19 protein-coding genes are annotated in these 17,197 nt (G+C 57.6%); 4 read left to right on the top strand and 15 right to left on the bottom strand.

Features of this window, described 5'->3' with window-relative positions:
- Positions 1-27: 27 nt before the first annotated feature.
- Entirely contained in the window at positions 28-966 is a 939-nt protein-coding gene (locus KGP25_RS08855; RefSeq protein ID WP_048027425.1) for a LysR family transcriptional regulator, read from the bottom strand.
- 109 nt (positions 967-1,075) lie between these two features.
- Between KGP25_RS08855 and KGP25_RS08850 the strand changes: the two genes are divergently transcribed.
- On the top strand, positions 1,076-2,290 hold the full coding sequence (locus KGP25_RS08850) for an MFS transporter (protein WP_223540272.1): 1,215 nt from the start codon (positions 1,076-1,078) through the stop codon (positions 2,288-2,290).
- 75 nt (positions 2,291-2,365) lie between these two features.
- Here the strand turns inward: KGP25_RS08850 and flgL are convergent, their stop codons facing one another.
- From flgL to flgB, 11 genes are all read right to left on the bottom strand, one after another.
- Complete coding sequence (flgL, locus tag KGP25_RS08845; protein ID WP_069719452.1) at positions 2,366-3,319, bottom strand: flagellar hook-associated protein FlgL; 954 nt, start codon at positions 3,317-3,319, stop codon at positions 2,366-2,368.
- Between the two features lie 14 nt (positions 3,320-3,333).
- Positions 3,334-4,974, bottom strand: a complete 1,641-nt coding sequence (gene flgK, locus KGP25_RS08840; RefSeq protein ID WP_223540271.1) for a flagellar hook-associated protein FlgK — start codon at positions 4,972-4,974, stop codon at positions 3,334-3,336.
- Between the two features lie 75 nt (positions 4,975-5,049).
- Positions 5,050-6,003 carry a flagellar assembly peptidoglycan hydrolase FlgJ gene (gene flgJ, locus KGP25_RS08835; protein ID WP_021240767.1) on the bottom strand — a complete coding sequence of 318 codons (954 nt, stop codon included), beginning with the start codon at positions 6,001-6,003 and terminating at the stop codon, positions 5,050-5,052.
- Positions 6,003-7,100, bottom strand: coding sequence for a flagellar basal body P-ring protein FlgI (locus KGP25_RS08830; protein ID WP_029740346.1), 1,098 nt, complete (start codon positions 7,098-7,100; stop codon positions 6,003-6,005). The genes flgJ and KGP25_RS08830 overlap by 1 nt, the downstream gene beginning before the upstream one ends.
- Positions 7,101-7,112: 12 nt before the next feature.
- Positions 7,113-7,811, bottom strand: coding sequence for a flagellar basal body L-ring protein FlgH (gene flgH / locus KGP25_RS08825; RefSeq protein ID WP_032666985.1), 699 nt, complete (start codon positions 7,809-7,811; stop codon positions 7,113-7,115).
- A 57-nt stretch (positions 7,812-7,868) separates the two neighbouring features.
- A complete protein-coding gene (gene flgG, locus KGP25_RS08820) occupies positions 7,869-8,651 on the bottom strand; it encodes a flagellar basal-body rod protein FlgG (RefSeq protein WP_008500810.1) in 783 nt (260 codons plus the stop codon).
- Between the two features lie 11 nt (positions 8,652-8,662).
- Positions 8,663-9,418 (bottom strand): flagellar basal body rod protein FlgF, encoded by a 756-nt coding sequence (locus tag KGP25_RS08815; protein ID WP_008500811.1) that lies wholly within the window; start codon positions 9,416-9,418, stop codon positions 8,663-8,665.
- Positions 9,419-9,438: 20 nt separating this feature from the next.
- Positions 9,439-10,689: a flagellar hook protein FlgE gene (gene flgE, locus KGP25_RS08810; RefSeq protein WP_032650841.1), complete on the bottom strand. Its 1,251-nt coding sequence runs from the start codon at positions 10,687-10,689 to the stop codon at positions 9,439-9,441.
- Positions 10,690-10,715: 26 nt separating this feature from the next.
- Positions 10,716-11,426, bottom strand: coding sequence for a flagellar hook assembly protein FlgD (gene flgD, locus KGP25_RS08805; RefSeq protein WP_032650840.1), 711 nt, complete (start codon positions 11,424-11,426; stop codon positions 10,716-10,718).
- Positions 11,427-11,437: 11 nt separating this feature from the next.
- Positions 11,438-11,842, bottom strand: coding sequence for a flagellar basal body rod protein FlgC (gene flgC / locus KGP25_RS08800; protein WP_008500814.1), 405 nt, complete (start codon positions 11,840-11,842; stop codon positions 11,438-11,440).
- A 3-nt stretch (positions 11,843-11,845) separates the two neighbouring features.
- Positions 11,846-12,262, bottom strand: a complete 417-nt coding sequence (flgB, locus tag KGP25_RS08795; RefSeq protein ID WP_008500815.1) for a flagellar basal body rod protein FlgB — start codon at positions 12,260-12,262, stop codon at positions 11,846-11,848.
- Positions 12,263-12,419: 157 nt separating this feature from the next.
- Between flgB and flgA the strand changes: the two genes are divergently transcribed.
- The 3 genes from flgA to flgN all read left to right on the top strand — a co-directional run bounded on the left by flgA (position 12,420) and on the right by flgN (position 13,896).
- Positions 12,420-13,079 (top strand): flagellar basal body P-ring formation chaperone FlgA, encoded by a 660-nt coding sequence (flgA, locus tag KGP25_RS08790; RefSeq protein ID WP_023327100.1) that lies wholly within the window; start codon positions 12,420-12,422, stop codon positions 13,077-13,079.
- Between the two features lie 93 nt (positions 13,080-13,172).
- Positions 13,173-13,466 (top strand): flagellar biosynthesis anti-sigma factor FlgM, encoded by a 294-nt coding sequence (flgM, locus tag KGP25_RS08785; protein ID WP_008500817.1) that lies wholly within the window; start codon positions 13,173-13,175, stop codon positions 13,464-13,466.
- A gap of 4 nt (positions 13,467-13,470) precedes the next feature.
- Positions 13,471-13,896, top strand: coding sequence for a flagella biosynthesis chaperone FlgN (flgN, locus tag KGP25_RS08780; protein ID WP_008500818.1), 426 nt, complete (start codon positions 13,471-13,473; stop codon positions 13,894-13,896).
- A gap of 59 nt (positions 13,897-13,955) precedes the next feature.
- Here flgN and murJ read toward each other — a convergent pair whose 3' ends face one another.
- The 3 genes from murJ to KGP25_RS08765 all read right to left on the bottom strand — a co-directional run bounded on the left by murJ (position 13,956) and on the right by KGP25_RS08765 (position 17,197).
- Positions 13,956-15,491 (bottom strand): murein biosynthesis integral membrane protein MurJ, encoded by a 1,536-nt coding sequence (murJ, locus tag KGP25_RS08775; RefSeq protein WP_223540270.1) that lies wholly within the window; start codon positions 15,489-15,491, stop codon positions 13,956-13,958.
- A 129-nt stretch (positions 15,492-15,620) separates the two neighbouring features.
- Positions 15,621-16,544, bottom strand: coding sequence for a Gfo/Idh/MocA family oxidoreductase (locus tag KGP25_RS08770; protein WP_223540269.1), 924 nt, complete (start codon positions 16,542-16,544; stop codon positions 15,621-15,623).
- Between the two features lie 2 nt (positions 16,545-16,546).
- Entirely contained in the window at positions 16,547-17,197 is a 651-nt protein-coding gene (locus KGP25_RS08765) for a YceH family protein (protein ID WP_045910188.1), read from the bottom strand.

Below are 17,197 nucleotides of genomic sequence, written 5' to 3'. Positions count from 1 at the left end.
AAAAGCCGACCTTAAGGTCGGCTTTTTTTATGGCTGCTGTACGGGCTTCCTCATTCCGGTCACCTCCGGCATGACCTGCCGCATCAGCTCAAGAAAACGCCGCAAGCGTGCCGGATAATAACGGGACCAGGGATAGACCAGATGCACCGGTAGCGCCGCTGGCTGCCACTCCGGCAGCAAATGCACCAGCCGCCCTTCCCGAATATCATCCTGTACCGTCCAGCTTGATACGACCGCCACACCGAGCCCGGTCAGTGCCGTATTGCGTGCAACGTACAGGCTGTCGGTGCTGAGGCGTGGCGTAATAGCAATCCGCGCGGTGGCGGGCGAAGCATCGTGAAATAGCTCCACGTGGCGCTGGTAGAAAGAGCTGATGGCTATCCAGGGAAACTGCTGCAAATCTTCCGGCGTATTCACCGCCGGGAAGCGGGCCAGCAGCGCTGGCGCGGCCACCACCGAGCGAGGCACTTCCGCCAGCAGCACGGATACGGTCGCCGGATCGACCTCCACACCCACCCGAATAGCGCAGTCAAGATTGTCGCCGAGAAAATCTGCCGACCGATCGTTGAGCATCCACTCAATCGAAAGCTGGGGATAGCGTTGCAAAAATTCGGTTACGGGTTTCAGAAGCTGGTCCTGACCAAACGCGTGGGGAGCGCGCACCCGCAGCACGCCTACCGGCTCATCTTCCGTCTGCCCCACCTCATCTTCCAGCGCCAGCCAGCTGTCGATCACCCGACGGGCGTGCTGATAGCAGCGCTCGCCGTCATCCGTTAGCCGCGTCGTGTGGGTGGTGCGCAACATCAGGCGCACGCCCAGCATGGTTTCAAGCGACTGCAACCGTCGGCTTACCGTGGCCTGGGTTGTCGCCAGCTGCCGTGCCGCCGCAGAAAGCGAACCCGCCTCGACAATGCGCACAAACGTCCGCATTAGCTCTACCCTGTCTATACGCTCAGCTCTTTTCATAGCATTTTCAGTTATACGTTTAACGTATAAGCGTTTTACCACCGGGCCCGCTACCGTCGCAAGGCGTACTGATAAAAAATAGCCGCACACGACGAATGAGGAACAACTTATGAACACAACAACAACTCCCCATGCTGTAAGCCGCTGGGTGATCTTTATGCTGGCTCTGGGGGCTGGCTTCAGCGTGGCATCAATCTATTACGCGCAGCCCCTGCTGCCGCTGATGGGTGCTGACCTGCATCTGAGCATTGAAGGTATGGGCCTGGTGCCAACATTAACGCAGGCAGGCTACGCGCTCGGCATCCTGTTCCTGCTTCCTCTGGGCGATCGCCACGACCGCAGGACGTTAATTCTGCTCAAAAGCGCGGCGCTGGCGCTATTTCTTCTCAGCTGTAGCCTGACCGGGCAGATCCATTCTCTTCTGCTGGCAAGCCTGCTCATCGGCATGGCCGCCACCATGGCGCAGGATATCGTCCCCGCCGCGGCCATTCTCGCACCGGAAGGTAAACAGGGGAAAACCGTGGGCACGGTAATGACCGGCCTGCTGATGGGTATCTTATTATCCAGAACCGTAAGCGGCGTGGTGGGCGAAGCGTTCGGCTGGCGCGTCATGTACCAGCTGGCGGCGGCGAGCATCGCGTTCATCGGGGTGATGATGTGGTTTGTGCTTCCCCGTTTTGCCATTCACTCCACGCTGAGCTACCCCGCGCTGATGCGTTCGATGGAGCACCTGTGGCGTCGTTATCCGGCACTGCGCCGCGCGGCGCTGGCTCAGGGTTTCCTGTCGATTGCCTTTAGCGCCTTCTGGTCAACGCTGGCGGTCATGCTGCTGGAACGCTACCATCTGGGTAGTGCCGTCGCAGGTGGTTTTGGTATTGCCGGTGCCGCGGGTGCGTTAGCTGCCCCACTGGCGGGAGGTCTGGCGGACAAACTGGGGGCCGGAAAAGTCACGCAGCTTGGTGCCGTTCTTGTGACCGTCTCTTTCGCCCTGATGTTCCTGATGCCCGCATTGGGCGTTCATGGACAGCTGATGCTGATCGCCATCTCTGCCGTCGGGTTCGACCTGGGCCTGCAATCCAGCCTGGTCGCCCACCAGAACCTGGTGTACAGCCTTGAACCGCAGGCGCGTGGTCGTCTCAACGCCCTGCTCTTTACGGTGGTCTTTATCGGAATGGCGCTGGGGTCCGCGTTAGGCAGCAATATCTACTCGCTGGCTGGCTGGACGGGTGTGGTCGCACTGGCCACCGTCTGTGGCGTCATTGCGCTGGTCATCCGTCTGATAGAAAGCGCGCGTGTCGCCTCCGTACCGGCGGAAGCCGCATAAAAAAAATGCCCAATCCAGACGGATTGGGCAGTAAAACATGCCCAGTTTCAAGACATGTTCCAAGAGGTCAAGATGTTATTTGTTCAGCTGGAACAGAGACATGCCCTGCATATCGCTAAACGCTTTATAAGACGCCTGCAAGGCCGCCTGCTGCATGGTGTAAGAGGAAATCGCTTCGTTCCAGTCGACATCAACCAGGTCGCTCATCTGCTTGGTCTGACCCAGCGCGCGGTCATCGCCAAGCGTATCGAGTTTTTCCAGCTCGTTCATCTTGGTGCCCACATCCGCAACGACCGTCAGAATATTGTTCTGGGCGTTTTTGATGCCGATTTGCGCATTGGCAATCACCTGGCTTTGCGCCGTTGCGGCAGCCGGATCGTTCTCAATCGGCGTCTTCAGCGACGCAATCGCAGAATCCAGGATTTTGAACATGTTCGTCTCGCCATATCCACCGCCCGGCAGCTGTTCCGCATTACTGGTAATGCTTTCGAAAATTTGCTGCCCGGTATGGCTAATGGCCATATTACGCGCCGTATCGACCTGCTGCGTGATGGCCTCAGTGCCGCCGTTATAATCCCCGGTCGCGGCATCAAACGGTGCGCTCTCGGTTTTGTATCCCGCAAAGATAAAGCGACCATTACCATCCGTTGTGTTAGCCAGGTTCATAAGCTGATCGCGGATCCCCTGAATATCGGTCGCCAGAGAAAGACGGTCGTCATCGCTTAATGTGCCGTTCGAGGCGTAAACGAGCTTCTCGCGCACGCTTGAGATCGCGGTGTTCACCTGAGTTAACACGTTATCTTCCAGCGAGACTTTTTGCGTGGCGAAGGTACGCGCAAGCGCGAACTGGCTGTTTTGCGACTGCGATTGTGACAGAACGATGGCCTGCGACGCGGCGATAGGATCGTCCGACGGACGGTTGACGCGCTTGCCGGTGGACATCTGCTCACCGTAGCTCAGCCATCTGCTCTGGGAATCGGTGATCCCACGCATGTTCTGCTCATACATCATCTGGGTGCTAATACGCATTGTTCACCTCAACCTTAACGAATGTTGATAATTGCATCGAAGAGCGTACTGGCAGTCTGGAGAACCTGGGCGTTCGCCAGGTAATACTGCTGATAACGCTGCAAATTGCCATACTCTTCGTCGAGGTTTACCCCAGAGATGGTCTGCTGCTGCTTGATTAACTGCGTCTCCACGTTGGCTTTCGTCTGGCTGCTCACCTTCAGTGACGCCGTTGAGCTACCCACGGTACTGACGAGAGAGGCATACGCATCGTTGAAGGTTTTGTTGCCCCCCACGACTTTCGCGTTTTGCAGATCGAGCAGTTTCTGGCCGTTACGGTTATCACTTTCGCCGCCGTTCTGCACTGACGCCATCGCCAGTTTGGACTCGTCGCTGATCGCCAGATCCATGTTCATGATGACGTCGGAAACCGGCTTCACGGTAAAGCTGTCTTTGGTATTTGCCGTGCCGCTCACGTTGACGTTAAGGCCATCAAACGACAGATTGCCGCTGGCATCCGGGCTCATCGTAAAGCTGGTTTTGTCTGATGTACGGGTGATCGTCCAGTCAGTGCCATTGAACTGCAGCTTATAGTCTGTCGTCTGGACCTGTTTGCTGTCCGTCACAGAGGCCGTAACAACCGCCGATCCGCCGTTCTTGCTGTTGGACAGCACCGCCGGAGAACCAAAGTTGAACAGCTTACCTCCCGCATCACCGTTAGCGTCAAAACCGGCTTCATGCTGCGTGTTCATCGAATCGGCAAAGGCCAGCGCCATCTGGTTCAGGGTATTACAGGCTTTATCCAGATCTTCCGTACGGAAAGTCAGTAAACCGCCTAATGAACCGGTGGTGATCATTTTTTCCGGGATCTCGACGTTCCCGGCCACGTCATCGACATAGGCCACGGTAGTACGGGCCGGATCGGCACTCGACTTCACGGCAGCCAGCTGGTTGGCTTTGCTGCCCTGTACCAGGCTGTAACCATTGCCGAAAGAGATGTTAAACGTGCCGCTATCCTGGACAGAGACTTCCACGCCGACGATTTTGTTCAGCTCATTGACGAGCTGATCGCGCTGATCAAGCAGATCGTTAGGCGATGCGCCCGCGCCGACGCCGGTCAGACGGGAAATCTGATCGTTCAGATTGGCAATCTGTTTGGCATAGTTGTTGATCTGAGAAACGCTGGTGCTAATCGCGGTATTGACCTGCGTATCCTGGTCGCGAAGATACTGATCGTTGGTTTTAAACTGATTGACCAGACCGCCCGCTTTACCCAGCACCGTCTGACGTGCCGCCGGGTCTTCCGCGTTGCTCACCAGCGTTTGCAGACTCTTGAAGAAGTCCTGCAGCGTGGTGGAGAGCGAGTTGGTGGTATCGGAGAGCACGTCGTCGATTTTTGACATCTGCTGGTAGCGCGTCGTCAGGCCGCTGCTCTGCGTCTGCGCGGCGCGCAGCTGGTTGGTGATGAAGGCGTCATACTCACGCTGGACACCGGAGACATACACCCCGTTACCCACCCAGCCACCGCCGGTCAGCGTGCTGTTAGATGCGCCCAGCACCGTGGTCTGGCGGGTATAGCCTGCCACGTTATAGCTTGAAATATTATTACTGACGGTATTGAGTGCCGACTGCGCAGCACTGAGGCCACTCATGGCGCTGTTAATCAAACTGGACATGGGGGTTCCTTTTATACGTTCAGACACGAGTCCTGATGAAGGTTATCGGCAACCTCCACCGGGACTTGAGAACTTTCAGAACAGATTTTCAATATCTGTGCTATAGGCTTTGCTGACCTTCTCGCCCATTGATTTCAGCTGCTGGATCATGCTGGTGAGCTTACGCGCATAGTTCGGGTCGGTCGCGTAGCCCGCGTTTTGCAGCGCCTGAGCGCCCTGCTCCGCCGTCGCCGCCTGCGTCACGGCGGTATAGCGCGGATTTCGGCTCAGCAGGCCAACATAATCGGACAAGGCTTCCAGATACGAGCTGTAGACGCGGAATTTGGCTTTCACCTTCACCGCCGCACCGTTCTCGTATTCGGTGGTCGTGATCTCCGTGGTTGGCCCCTTCCAGCTGGAGGTAGCCTTCACGCCGAAGATGTTGAAGCTCGGCTCGCCGTTTTCCTTGCGGATCTGGCGCTGACCCCAGCCCGACTCCAGCGCGGCCTGCGCCAGAATCAGGTGATGCGGCACGCCGCTCTGTTCGCTGGCAAGGCGCGCAGGCAGAGAAAGCTGCGCCAGGAAGTCTTTGCTGTCACCGGAGAGCGGCTCATCGCCGCTGCCCGTAGCTTTCGGCATGGCTTTACGCACCATTTGCGTCAGAGCCTGGTTCTGATAGCTGGTCACCGTTTCCAGGTCGAACTTCATCGGTACCTGCTGCGGCTGATCCTGAGGCTGAATGCCCTGCGCGGCTTCGGTCTGCTTGACAATCATGTCAGCCAGTCCGAGGCCTTTCCCGGCGGTCATCTGCTGCGCAATCTGCTGGTCATACATGCTGGTGTAGAGACGCGTTGAATCACTGCTGAACATCCCGTCTTTCGGCAGGGTTTCGCGCATGCTTTTCAGCATCATCTGTACAAACATCCCTTCCACCTGGCGGGCGACCGGGCGGATATTCGCCGCCGGGTCTTTTCCTGCTTTGGTTTTCAGTTCGTTGAGCGACTGGGCATCCCAGGCTGCACTGGTCAACAGTTTGCTATCGGTCAGCATTAGATGATTTCCAGTTTGGCGCGCAGGCAGCCCGCGCTTTGCATCGATTGCAGGATGGACATCAGATCCATCGGCGTTGCCCCCAGGGCATTCAGGGCACGTACCACGCTGTTCAGGTTGGCGCTGGAGCGCACGCTTTGCAGTGACCCGCCGCTCTGACGCATATCAATCTGCGTTTGCGGCGTCACCACCGTCTGACCGCCACCAAATGGCGTATTCGGCTGGCTCACGTTCGCGGAGCGGTTTACCGTCACGGAGAGGTTCCCCTGCGCCACGGCGCAGCTGTCGAGCGACACTTCCCGGTTCATGACCACCGAGCCGGTACGGGAGTTGATGATCACCTTCGCATCCTGGACCGGAACGTTCACTTCCATATTCTGGATATCGGCCAGCATGCGCACCTGGTTGCTGCTGCCGGTGGAGGTGCGGATCTGCACGGTGCGCGCATCGAGTGCCGTTGCATTACCGTAGCCGCGGCTGCGGTTGATGGTATCGGCAATCTGCTGCGCCATCGTGAAGTCTTCATTATTGAGCTGCAGGTTGATGGTGTTGCCCGCGCCAAACTGGGTCGGCAGTTCACGCTCAATGATCGCCCCGTTGGTAATCCGTCCGCCGTTGAGCTGGTTCACCTGCACGCTGCTTCCGCCTGCGGATGCTCCCGCACCGCCGACCAGAATGTTCCCCTGCGCCAGCGCATAAACCTGGCTGTCGACGCCTTTCAGCGGGGTCATCAGCAGCGTACCGCCGCGCAGGCTTTTGGCGTTACCCATTGAGGAGACCACCACGTCAATGGTCTGTCCCTGGCGCGCAAACGCCGGGTAGGACGCGGTGACCATTACTGCCGCCACGTTTTTCAGCTGCATATTAGTTCCCGCTGGCACGGTAATGCCGAGCTGGGAAAGCATGTTGTTCAGGCTTTGGGTGGTAAAAGGAGTCTGGGTCGTCTGGTCACCGGTACCGTCCAGCCCCACCACCAGGCCGTAGCCAATCAGCGAGTTTTCGCGCACGCCCTGAACGCTGGTGAGATCGCGAATACGGTCAGCCTGGGCAAAGGTAGCCACCAGCGCGAGCGCCACGGCGAAGATCGATTTAAACATGGGTCACCTCGCTTACATCGGCGATAAATTAAGGAAGAAGCGCTGCAGCCAACCCATATTTTGCGCTTCATTGATATAGCCGTTCCCGACGTACTCAATGCGCGCATCCGCCACCTGAGTGGACGGAACGGTGTTGGTGCCGCTGATGGTGCGAGGGTTAACCACGCCCGAGAAGCGAATGAATTCAGTGCCCTGGTTGATGGCGATCTGTTTTTCACCCACAACGTGTAGGTTGCCGTTAACCAGTACCTGGTCAACCGTCACCGTCAGCGTACCGCTGAAGGTGTTGCTGGCATTCGCGCCGCCTTTACCGTTAAAGGTATTGCCGCCGGACGCGTTCACATCAGCACGCGCGTTGCCGAACAGCCCTTCGAGATAGCGTGGCACGGTGTCGAAGCCAAAATTCGTTTTGCCATCGCGGCTGGCGTTCGCCGACGAGCTCTTGCTCGCGCTGACGTTTTCCTGCAGCACAATGGTCAATGTATCGCCGACGTTACGCGGGCGGCGATCTTCAAACAGCGGCTGATAGCCGTAATTAATCGGCTGCGCGGTCTGGAAAATGGAGCCGTTTACCACTGGCGCAGGGCCAGGAACGGGTTGGGCAGTCGTCGCACCCTGGACCAAAGGTTTAGACGGGATCCAGGCACACCCGCTGAGGGTGACGGCCAGAACAGTCAGTATCGGATAACGAAACGCCGCGTTTTTTTGCATTGCCTTCATCTTCGAAAACAGGGAGCCGGCGCGGCGTTTACCGCACCGGGCTACACCTTAGAGTTGCGTCAGTTTCTGCAGCATCTGGTCGGTCGTCGACACTGCTTTACTGTTAATTTCATACGCGCGCTGGACCTGGATCATATTCACCAGCTCTTCCGCCACGTTCACGTTGGAGGTTTCAACATAGCCCTGATACAGCAGGCCCGCGCCGTTCAGGCCCGGGGTACTTTCATTTGGCGTACCGGAGGATTGCGTCTCGGTGTAGAGGTTCTCACCAATGCTTTCCAGACCGGTATCGTTCATGAAGGTGGTCAGGTTAAGCTGCCCAACCTGAACCGGCGCGGCCTGCCCCTGCTGGGTTACGCTGACCACACCGTCACGACCGATGGTGATGCTCAGGGCGTTCGCCGGGATGGTAATCGCAGGCTGGACCTGGAAACCGCCCGCCGTCACCAGCTGGCCGTTCTGATCGACCTGGAACGAGCCGTCGCGGGTGTAGGCGGAAGTCCCGTCAGGCAGCTGCACCTGGAAGAAGCCCTGGCCTTTGATCGCCACGTCTTTGCTGTTGTTGGTCTGAGACAGGTTGCCCTGACTGTGCAGACGCTCGGTGGCCACCGGACGAACACCGGTACCGATCTGCAGACCCGATGGCAACGTCGTCTGTTCAGAAGACTGCGCCCCCGGCTGGCGGATGGTTTGATAAAGCAAATCTTCGAAAACGGCGCGCTGACGCTTGAAACCATTGGTGCTGACGTTTGCCAGGTTGTTGGCAATCACGTCCATATTGGTTTGCTGGGCGTCCAGGCCAGTTTTCGCGATCCATAAAGAACTGATCATAAGGAATCCTGTTAGCTCATAGCCAGAAGTTGGTTAGCCTTGCCCGCGTTTTCATCAACGCTGCTGATGATCTTCATCTGCATTTCAAAGCGGCGGGCGCTGGCGATCATGTCGGTCATGGCTTCGACCGGCTTGACGTTACTGCCTTCCAGAACGCCGGACATCACGCGGATGCTCGGATCGGCCTGTAAGGTGGCACCCCGCGTCGCCTGCGCCGCCTGAGTCAGACGGAACATGCCGTCGTCGCCACGCTGCACCTCTTTGCCTTCCGCCTTAACCAGCTTCAGACGACCGACGGGCGCAACGGTATTGGCCGGGTCGCCCGGGTTGAGCGCCGAAATGGTGCCGTCCGCAGCGATAGTCAGCTCAGAGCCTTCCGGTACGGTCAGCGGACCCGCTTCCCCCATCACCGGATGCCCCTGAATCGTCAGTTGGCCCGTCGCGCTCACCTGAATGTTCCCGTTACGGGTATAGCCTTCACTGCCGTCCGCCGTTTGCACCGCCAGCCAGCCGTCCTGCTGCAGAGCCACGTCCAGCGGGCGTGAGGTGTAATCCATCTGCCCTGGCGTCATATCGGCGCCTGGGGTCGATGCGGTCACCAGCGTTCGGGTCGGCAGGGAAAGCCCTTCTACCGGCACCGCGCGCAGCGCATTAAGCTGCGCGCGAAAGCCCGGCGTTGAGGCGTTTGCCAGGTTGCTGGCGGTAACGGCCTGCTGATTGAGCGTCTGACTTGCCGCGCCCATCGCGGTATATATTGCGTGATCCATTGCGCTTTCCTGTTAGCCGCTTAACGCAGGTTAACCAGCGTGTTGAGGATCTGGTCCTGGGTTTTGATGGTCTGCGCGTTCGACTGATAGTTACGCTGCGCGACGATCATGTTCACCAGTTCTTTACTCATATCCACGTTGGAAGCTTCCAGCGCGCCGTTGGTCAGCTTGCCAAAGTTACCGGTGCCTGCGGTACCCAGCAGCGCCACGCCAGAGGACTGGGTGGCAGACCAGACGTTATCGCCTTCCGATTTCAGACCTTCGTTGTTGGCGAAGTTTGCCAGCACGATCTGACCCAGAACCTGAGACTGTTCGTTAGAGTAGCTTCCCACCACGGTGCCATCGTCGTTGATCTGGTAGCTCACTAGATCGCCTGGCTTGTAGCCGTTCTGATTGGTAGCCACCACGCTGTTCGCGCCGGTATTCTGCTGCATGGAGTTCTGGAAGCTCAGGGAGAAAGTCGCCGCCGTTGCACCGCTGACGGAGCCCGTGGTGATGTTAATGGCCGGCGTGGCGTTTGGCGCTGCGCTCAGCACACCCGCTGCGTCGTAGTTATACACACCAGCCAGGTTGCCGTTCGCATCAAAGTTCATCTGCGCCGCTTTCGTCGCTGCAGAACCCGCTACGCTGCCGTCCTGAGTGTAAAGATCCCATTTATTGTCAGCCGTCTTAACGTAGTAGACGTACATGTTATGGGCGTTACCCTGACTGTCGAATACGGTCACGGTCCCTTTTTTGTTGTAGGTATCCGGGTTAGTCGCATCGAAGGGAGCGGTTTGAACAGGATCGGTTGAGTTCAGGTTGATCTGCTGCGTCGCGGTGGTGGTCGATTTCGCCGCCATCAGGGTATTCGGGATGGTAATTGCCTGAGGGTTCGCACCGGTCTGAACGGTAGGCGGCGTTCCCGCTACCGGGTAGCCCGTCAGCTGCATGCCCTGCATGTTCACCAGCGTACGGTTTTCATCCAGCTTGAACTGGCCGTTACGGCTGTAGAACACAGAGCCGTTGGAATCGACCATACGGAAGAAACCGTTCTGGCTGATGGCAACGTCCAGACCGCGACCGGTGTTGGTGGTGGTGCCGTCGCTAAAGTCCTGAGTGATGCCCGCAACTTTCACGCCCAGGCCGACTTTGGAACCGGCAAACATGTCTGCAAAGGAAGCAGAACCGGATTTAAAACCATAGGTCGCGGAGTTGGCGATGTTGTTGCCAATGACGTCCAGGTTGGTGGCCGCAGCATTCAGGCCGCTGACCGCTTGAGAAAAGGCCATGACTTACTCCTGATAAGTGTTAAGGCTTAGATAATCTGCCGAACTTCGTCGAGTGTGGTGGAACCAGAGGTTCCCAAATCCAGTTTGTTGCCGTCGCTTCCTTTAATCACGCCCTGGACCAGCGCGAACTGCAGCGGCTGCGCTACCAGCTGGGTCGTCCCGTTGCTGGCGCTGATTGCCACTTTGTAGGATCCGTTTGGTGCTTTGGTGCCGTCGGTCAGGCTGCCATCCCAGGTAAAGGTGTGAACGCCCGCCTTCAGCTCGCCGATATCAATGGTGCGAACCACCACGTTATTGGCATCCGTGATCGTTGCCGTCACCTTCTCAGCTGGCTGCTGGAGCTCAACGCCAAACGGCGTGGTCGTCGTGGTGGTATTGCCGTCGGTGGTGCTGGTGCCTGCCAGAATCGTGGTTCCCGGGATCATCACCCCGTGGCCAATCAGGCTTGCCGCCTGCAGAGACTGGGCGCTGTTAATCTGCCCAGAGACGGAACCGAGGGTGGTGTTCAGTTTCTCAATGCCGCTCACGGTACTGATCTGCGCAAGCTGCGTGGTCAGTTCGTTGTTCTGCATTGGGTTGGTGGGATCCTGGTTCTTAAGCTGCGCCACCAGCAGCGTCAGAAAGCTGCCCTGAAGGTCGGCGGCGTTACTCCCCGTCAGGGAGTTAGAACCTGTCGTACTCTTTGTGTTGTTAACACCCGAGTTCGTAGGATCATTCACATTTACGGCGATGGACATGCATGTCTCCTTTACTGGCCGAGAGTGAGTGTTTTGAGCATCATGCTCTTCACGGTATTAAGCACTTCGACGTTGGCCTGGTAGCTACGGGAAGCCGACATGGAGTTCACCATCTCACCCACCACATCCACGTTTGGCATCTTCACGTATCCGCTGGCATCCGCAAGCGGGTTACCCGGCTCATACACCAGCCTGTCCGGCGCCTGGCTCTCTACCACATCAGAGACCTTCACGCCGCCCGTCGCCGCGCCTGGCGCAGCATCGACCTGAAAGACAACCTGTTTGGCACGATAGGGCTGGCCGTCGGGTCCGGTGACGCTGTCGGCGTTCGCCAGGTTACTGGCGGCCACGTTCAGGCGTTTGGACTGTGCGGTTAACGCCGAACCGGCGATATCAAAAATATTCAGCAAGGCCATCTATCAGTTCCCCCCCTGCAGGACGTTCATCATGCCTTTGATTTGTCCGCCAAGTACGGTCAGGCCCGTCTGGTATTTCAGGCTGTTGTCGGCAAACTGGGTACGCTCCCGGTCCATATCCACGGTGTTACCGTCGAGTGAGGGCTGATCGGGAATGCGATAAAGTAAATCGGTCGCTGGCGCGGTCATCGCCTGAGCAGGAATATGGCGAGAGGATGTCATGGCAAGTGCAACACCCGTTCCTTCGGCACGTCCACGCTCCATCACCTTTTTGAGTTCACTGGAAAAATCAATATCGCGCGCCTGATACCCCGGGGTATCGGCGTTAGCGATATTGGCGGCTAAAATCTCCTGCCGCTGGGCGCGTAAGTTGAGCGCTTCCTGCTGAAAACGTAACGCGGCGTCGAGTTTATCGAGCATGTCTCCTCCGCTGATGGCAAAATTTCAGTTCACAGCTTAAATCTCACCCGGTCTCCCCTATCGACGGAATAAGCGCAAAATGCGTCGCTATTTATTCCGTTGATGCAAAACCACTGCAGGTAGAATTCGTTCAACTCTGGAAACGGTGGAACTTGCGATGCAAACGTTAAAACGTGGTCTGGTGGCGGCTCTCTTGCTGTTAAGCCCTCTGGCGCAGGCTGAAGGGTTACAGGATCGGCTAACGGCTTTTTTTGCTGAAAAACTGGCAGGCTTTAGCGATGACGTGACCGTTACCGTGCGCACGCCACCGAATCTGTACCCGACGTGTGACCAGCCGTCCTTCAGCGTGGTAGGGTTCACAAAGCTTTGGGGGAATGTGAACGTGCTGGCACGCTGCGCCAACGAAAAACGCTATTTACAGGTTGCCGTTCAGGCGACGGGCAATTATGTTGTCGCTGCCGTGCCCATTGCGCGCGGCAGCGTGCTGCAGACAAACAGCGTGACGCTGAAGCGCGGCCGTCTGGATCAGCTGCCGCCACGCACCATGCTGGATATTAACCAGGCACAGGACGCCGTCAGCCTGCGCGACGTCGCGCCAGGCCAGCCGATACAGATCTCCATGCTGCGTCAGGCATGGCGGGTAAAAGCAGGCCAGCAGGTGATGGTGGTGGCCAACGGAGATGGCTTTAGCATCAACAGTGAAGGGAAAGCGTTGAACAATGCCGCGGTGGCGCAAAACGCCCGCGTCAGAATGTCCTCAGGCCAGGTGGTGAGCGGAACCGTCGATGCTGATGGGAATATTCTGATTAACCTATAATCTTTTTAAAGATTTCGCGGCGCGTGCCGATAAATATTCCACTAATGATGATGTCAGGCGCAAACGCCGCGAACCCTCGATGAGGACAACACTATGAGCATTGATCGTACATCAGCCCTGAAGCCGGTAAGCGCTGTACAACCTCGCGAAACGAATGACGCTACGGCGCAGAAAACGCGTCTGGAAAAACCGTCAACGTCCAACAGCACCAGCGTGACCCTGAGCGACGCGCAGGCAAAACTGATGCAGCCGGGCAGCAACGATATCAATATGGAACGTGTTGAAGCGCTGAAAACAGCTATTCGTAACGGTGAGCTGAAAATGGACACCAGCAAAATCGCTGACGCCCTGATTCAGGAAGCACAGAGTTTCTTACAGAGTAACTAACCGTATGAGTCGACTGTCAGAAATACTGGATCAAATGACGGTTGTCCTGAACGACCTGAAAACGGTAATGGACGCTGAACAGCAGCATCTCTCTTCCGGTCACATCAACGGCAGCGCGCTGCAGCGTATTACTGAAGACAAAAGTTCGCTTCTGGCAACGCTGGATTATCTGGAGCAGCAGCGACGCGCTGAGCAGGATCCTAAGCGCAGCGCCAATGACGATATTATTGAGCGCTGGCAGACCATTACCGAAAAAACCCAGCACCTGCGCGATCTTAACCAGCATAACGGCTGGCTACTGGAAGGTCAGATTGAGCGTAATCAGCAGGCGCTTGAGGTGTTGAAACCGCATAAAGAAACCGGACTGTATGGTGCGGATGGTCAGACAGCGACTGCACGTATTGCGGGTGTGAAAAAGATTTCGATTTGACGCTAAAGCGACAAATTATGCAGTGGGGAGCACCCTAAGGTGAACTCCCCTTTTGGTGTTTATGCCGTCCGGCGGGCAAACTCTTTGACTTTGAAACCCAGCACCGCGAGCGTGGCAAAGTACGCCACCACCCCGACGCCTACTACGGCCATCAGCCGCATCAGACGATAAGGCATGGTACCCAGGGACCATTCCGGCATCACGTACATCATGCCAAGCAGCGCGGCAGACATCACCAGTACCGCAACGATCAGACGCACCAGGAAACTTCCCCAGCCCGGCTGCGGCGTGAAAATATCCTGCTTGCGCAGCTGCCAGTACAGCAGCCCGGCATTCAGACAGGCCGCCAGACCAATCGATAATGACAGGCCCGCATGCTTCAGCGGACCAATAAACGCCAGGTTCATCAGCTGCGTCATAATCAGCGTCACGATGGCAATTTTTACCGGCGTTTTGATGTCCTGACGCGAATAAAAGCCCGGCGCCAGCACTTTCACCACGATCAGCCCCATCAGTCCCACCGAGTAGGCAATCAGCGCGCGCTGGATCATGGCGGCATCGAAGGCGGTGAATTTCCCATACTGGAAGAGCGACACCGTCAGCGGTTTGGCCAGAATACCCAGCGCCACCGCGCTTGGCAGGGCCAGCAGGAAGCAGAGACGCAGGCCCCAGTCCATCAGGCGGCAATACTCATCATGATTACCGCTGGCAAAGCTTTTCGACAGCGACGGCAGCAGGATGGTCCCCAGCGCCACGCCCAGCACCCCGGACGGGAACTCCATCAGGCGGTCGGCATAGTACATCCAGGAAACCGAGCCGGACACCAGGAACGAGGCAAAGATGGTGTTGATAATCAGCGAGATCTGGCTGACGGAGACGCCGAGAATGGCGGGCCCCATCTGCTTGATGACGCGCATCGCCCCGGCATCTTTGAGGTTGATGCGCGGCAGCACCAGCATGCCGATTTTTTTGAGATGCGGCAGCTGATACGCCAGCTGCAGCACGCCGCCCACGGTGACCGCCCAGGCCAGCGCCAGTACCGGCGGGTTGAAGTGCGGCGCGGCGAACAGGGCAAAGCCGATCATGCTGACGTTAAGGAACGTCGGCGCAAACGCAGGAACAGAAAAGCGGTTCCAGGTGTTGAGGATCGCCCCCACCAGCGAGGCCAGCGAGATCAGCAGAATATAAGGGAAGGTGATGCGCAAAAGCTGCGAGGTCAGGGCAAACTTGTCGGCCGTATCGGCAAAGCCGGGCGCGGTCACCATAATCACCCAGGGCGCAGCCAGCATCCCGAGGACGGTCACTACCGCCAGCGCCAGCGTCAGCAGGCCGGAGACATAAGACACAAAGACGCGCGTTGCGTCCTCGCCCTGCTTGCTTTTATATTCCGCCAGGATGGGGACGAATGCCTGAGAAAACGCCCCTTCCGCAAAAATACGACGCAGCAGGTTCGGTAATTTGAACGCGACGAAAAAGGCGTCCGTGGCCATCCCTGCACCAAATACCCTTGCCACAATGGCGTCGCGCGCAAAACCCAGCACGCGGGAAAACATGGTCATCGAGCTGACGGCCGCCAGCGATTTTAATAAGTTCATTAACGTGAATTTCCAGAACCATACGGATTTCCAGGACGGGCAAGCGTAAGCGCCACCCGGCAAAGCCTACAAGCGGCGCTTAGTCTACCCGGATTTCAACGAATTACTATCCGCAGATGTTACAGCGAGTTATTCACTCATGGCCTCGCGCCAGAGCCTTTCCACAACGCGCTGCGCCATGATGGCCTGCTCGCCGGACGTTTCAGGAACCGTCTGATTTTGCACGCAGGAGATAAAGTGACGGGCACAACCGGCAAAACCGCGCTGTTCAAGCGTGCTCTGCCAGCCAGGGGCAGGTAGCGTCACCACGCCGCTGCCCTTCTCCTCACGCCATTCACGCATGTCGGTAATGTCGTACAACGCGCCGTCGGTGACGGCCTGGACGCATTCTCGCTGGCTGCCCGCACGACGATGCATACTGGTGGTTACCTGCAGATGGTCAATCGAGAAATGATGTTCGGCGTAGACCATTTCACCCTGCTCGTTCGTCAGTAGCGTGCCACTTTGCAACTGCGCACTGCCGCTGGCGAGCCACAGCGCCGTATCCACAACGTGCAGATAGTCATCCAGCAGCGTGAAGCGCAGATCGTTCGGCCCGATGCTGTCTGTGCGGTGTTTATCCATCCGCAGCGAGGAAAGCGTGTCCGACTGTGCCTTCAACTGCTGATAAAGCGGTGCGAAGCGGCGGTTGAAACCGACCATCAGCGTCAGTTTTTTGCGCGCGGCCAGTTCAATCAGCCGCTCGGCATCCTGAACATTTTCCGCCAGCGGTTTGTCCACGCAGACGTGAACCCCCAAATTGAGCAGTTCGCTCACCACCTGATAATGGGTTGCCGTTGAGGTATGGACAAAGACCGCATCGCACTCGCGGGCCAGATCCTGCAATGAGGCAGCATACGGCATGCGCCAGGTTTCGCAGATACGTTCTGCCTTTTCTCGGGTGGGTGACCATGCCGCTTGCAGGGTCCAGTCCGTCGCCGCACCTAAAACAGGCAGCCAGGCTTTTTGTGCAATACCGCCCAGCCCCACCACGCCTACGCGTAATTTTTTCACCGTCAGTCTCCCAAATGTGCCAGCAAGGCATCCAGACGCTGTTTCAGCCCGGCGACCTCGTCTTCCAGCGCCTCTACGCGGGCAACCAAATCGTCATCTCCAGCATTCATATCGGTTGCGCTGGATTTAACTGAAATATCAACGTCACCGCTGAACAGATGCATATAGCGGCTTTCACGCTTGCCCGGCTCGCGCGCCAGACGCACCACGTATGGGCCGTCTTCGCGAGAAGCCAGCCCTTCCAGGGTCTGCTCAACCTCCTGCATGTCGCTGAACTCATGCATGCGGGAAGCGCGGGTGCGCAGTTCCCCCGGCGTCTGTGCCCCACGCAGCAACAGCGTGGTGATGACCGCCACTTCCGCACTGCTCAGCTTCAGGTCGCCAAATTCGGAGTTACAAAAGCGCTGTTCGTATTTGGTCACGCGGTTGCCGAATCCGCTGACGGTGCGCAGATAGTGGCGTTTTACCAGGGCGTCCAGGACGTCCTGAACGTCATGTTCGCTGAGGTTCATCACCGGCTCGCGGTTGGTTTTCTGGTTGCAGGCCATGGTCACGGCGTTGACGGAGAGCGGATACTGCTCCGGCGTGGTGACCTGTTTTTCGAGTAAGCACCCAATCACGCGCGCTTCTGTACCGTTTAGCTGATACTTCAT

This window comes from Enterobacter sp. JBIWA003 (genome assembly GCF_019968825.1).
Lineage (GTDB): Bacteria > Pseudomonadota > Gammaproteobacteria > Enterobacterales > Enterobacteriaceae > Enterobacter > Enterobacter quasiroggenkampii.
This window is presented reverse-complemented; position numbering and strand designations above follow the sequence as displayed.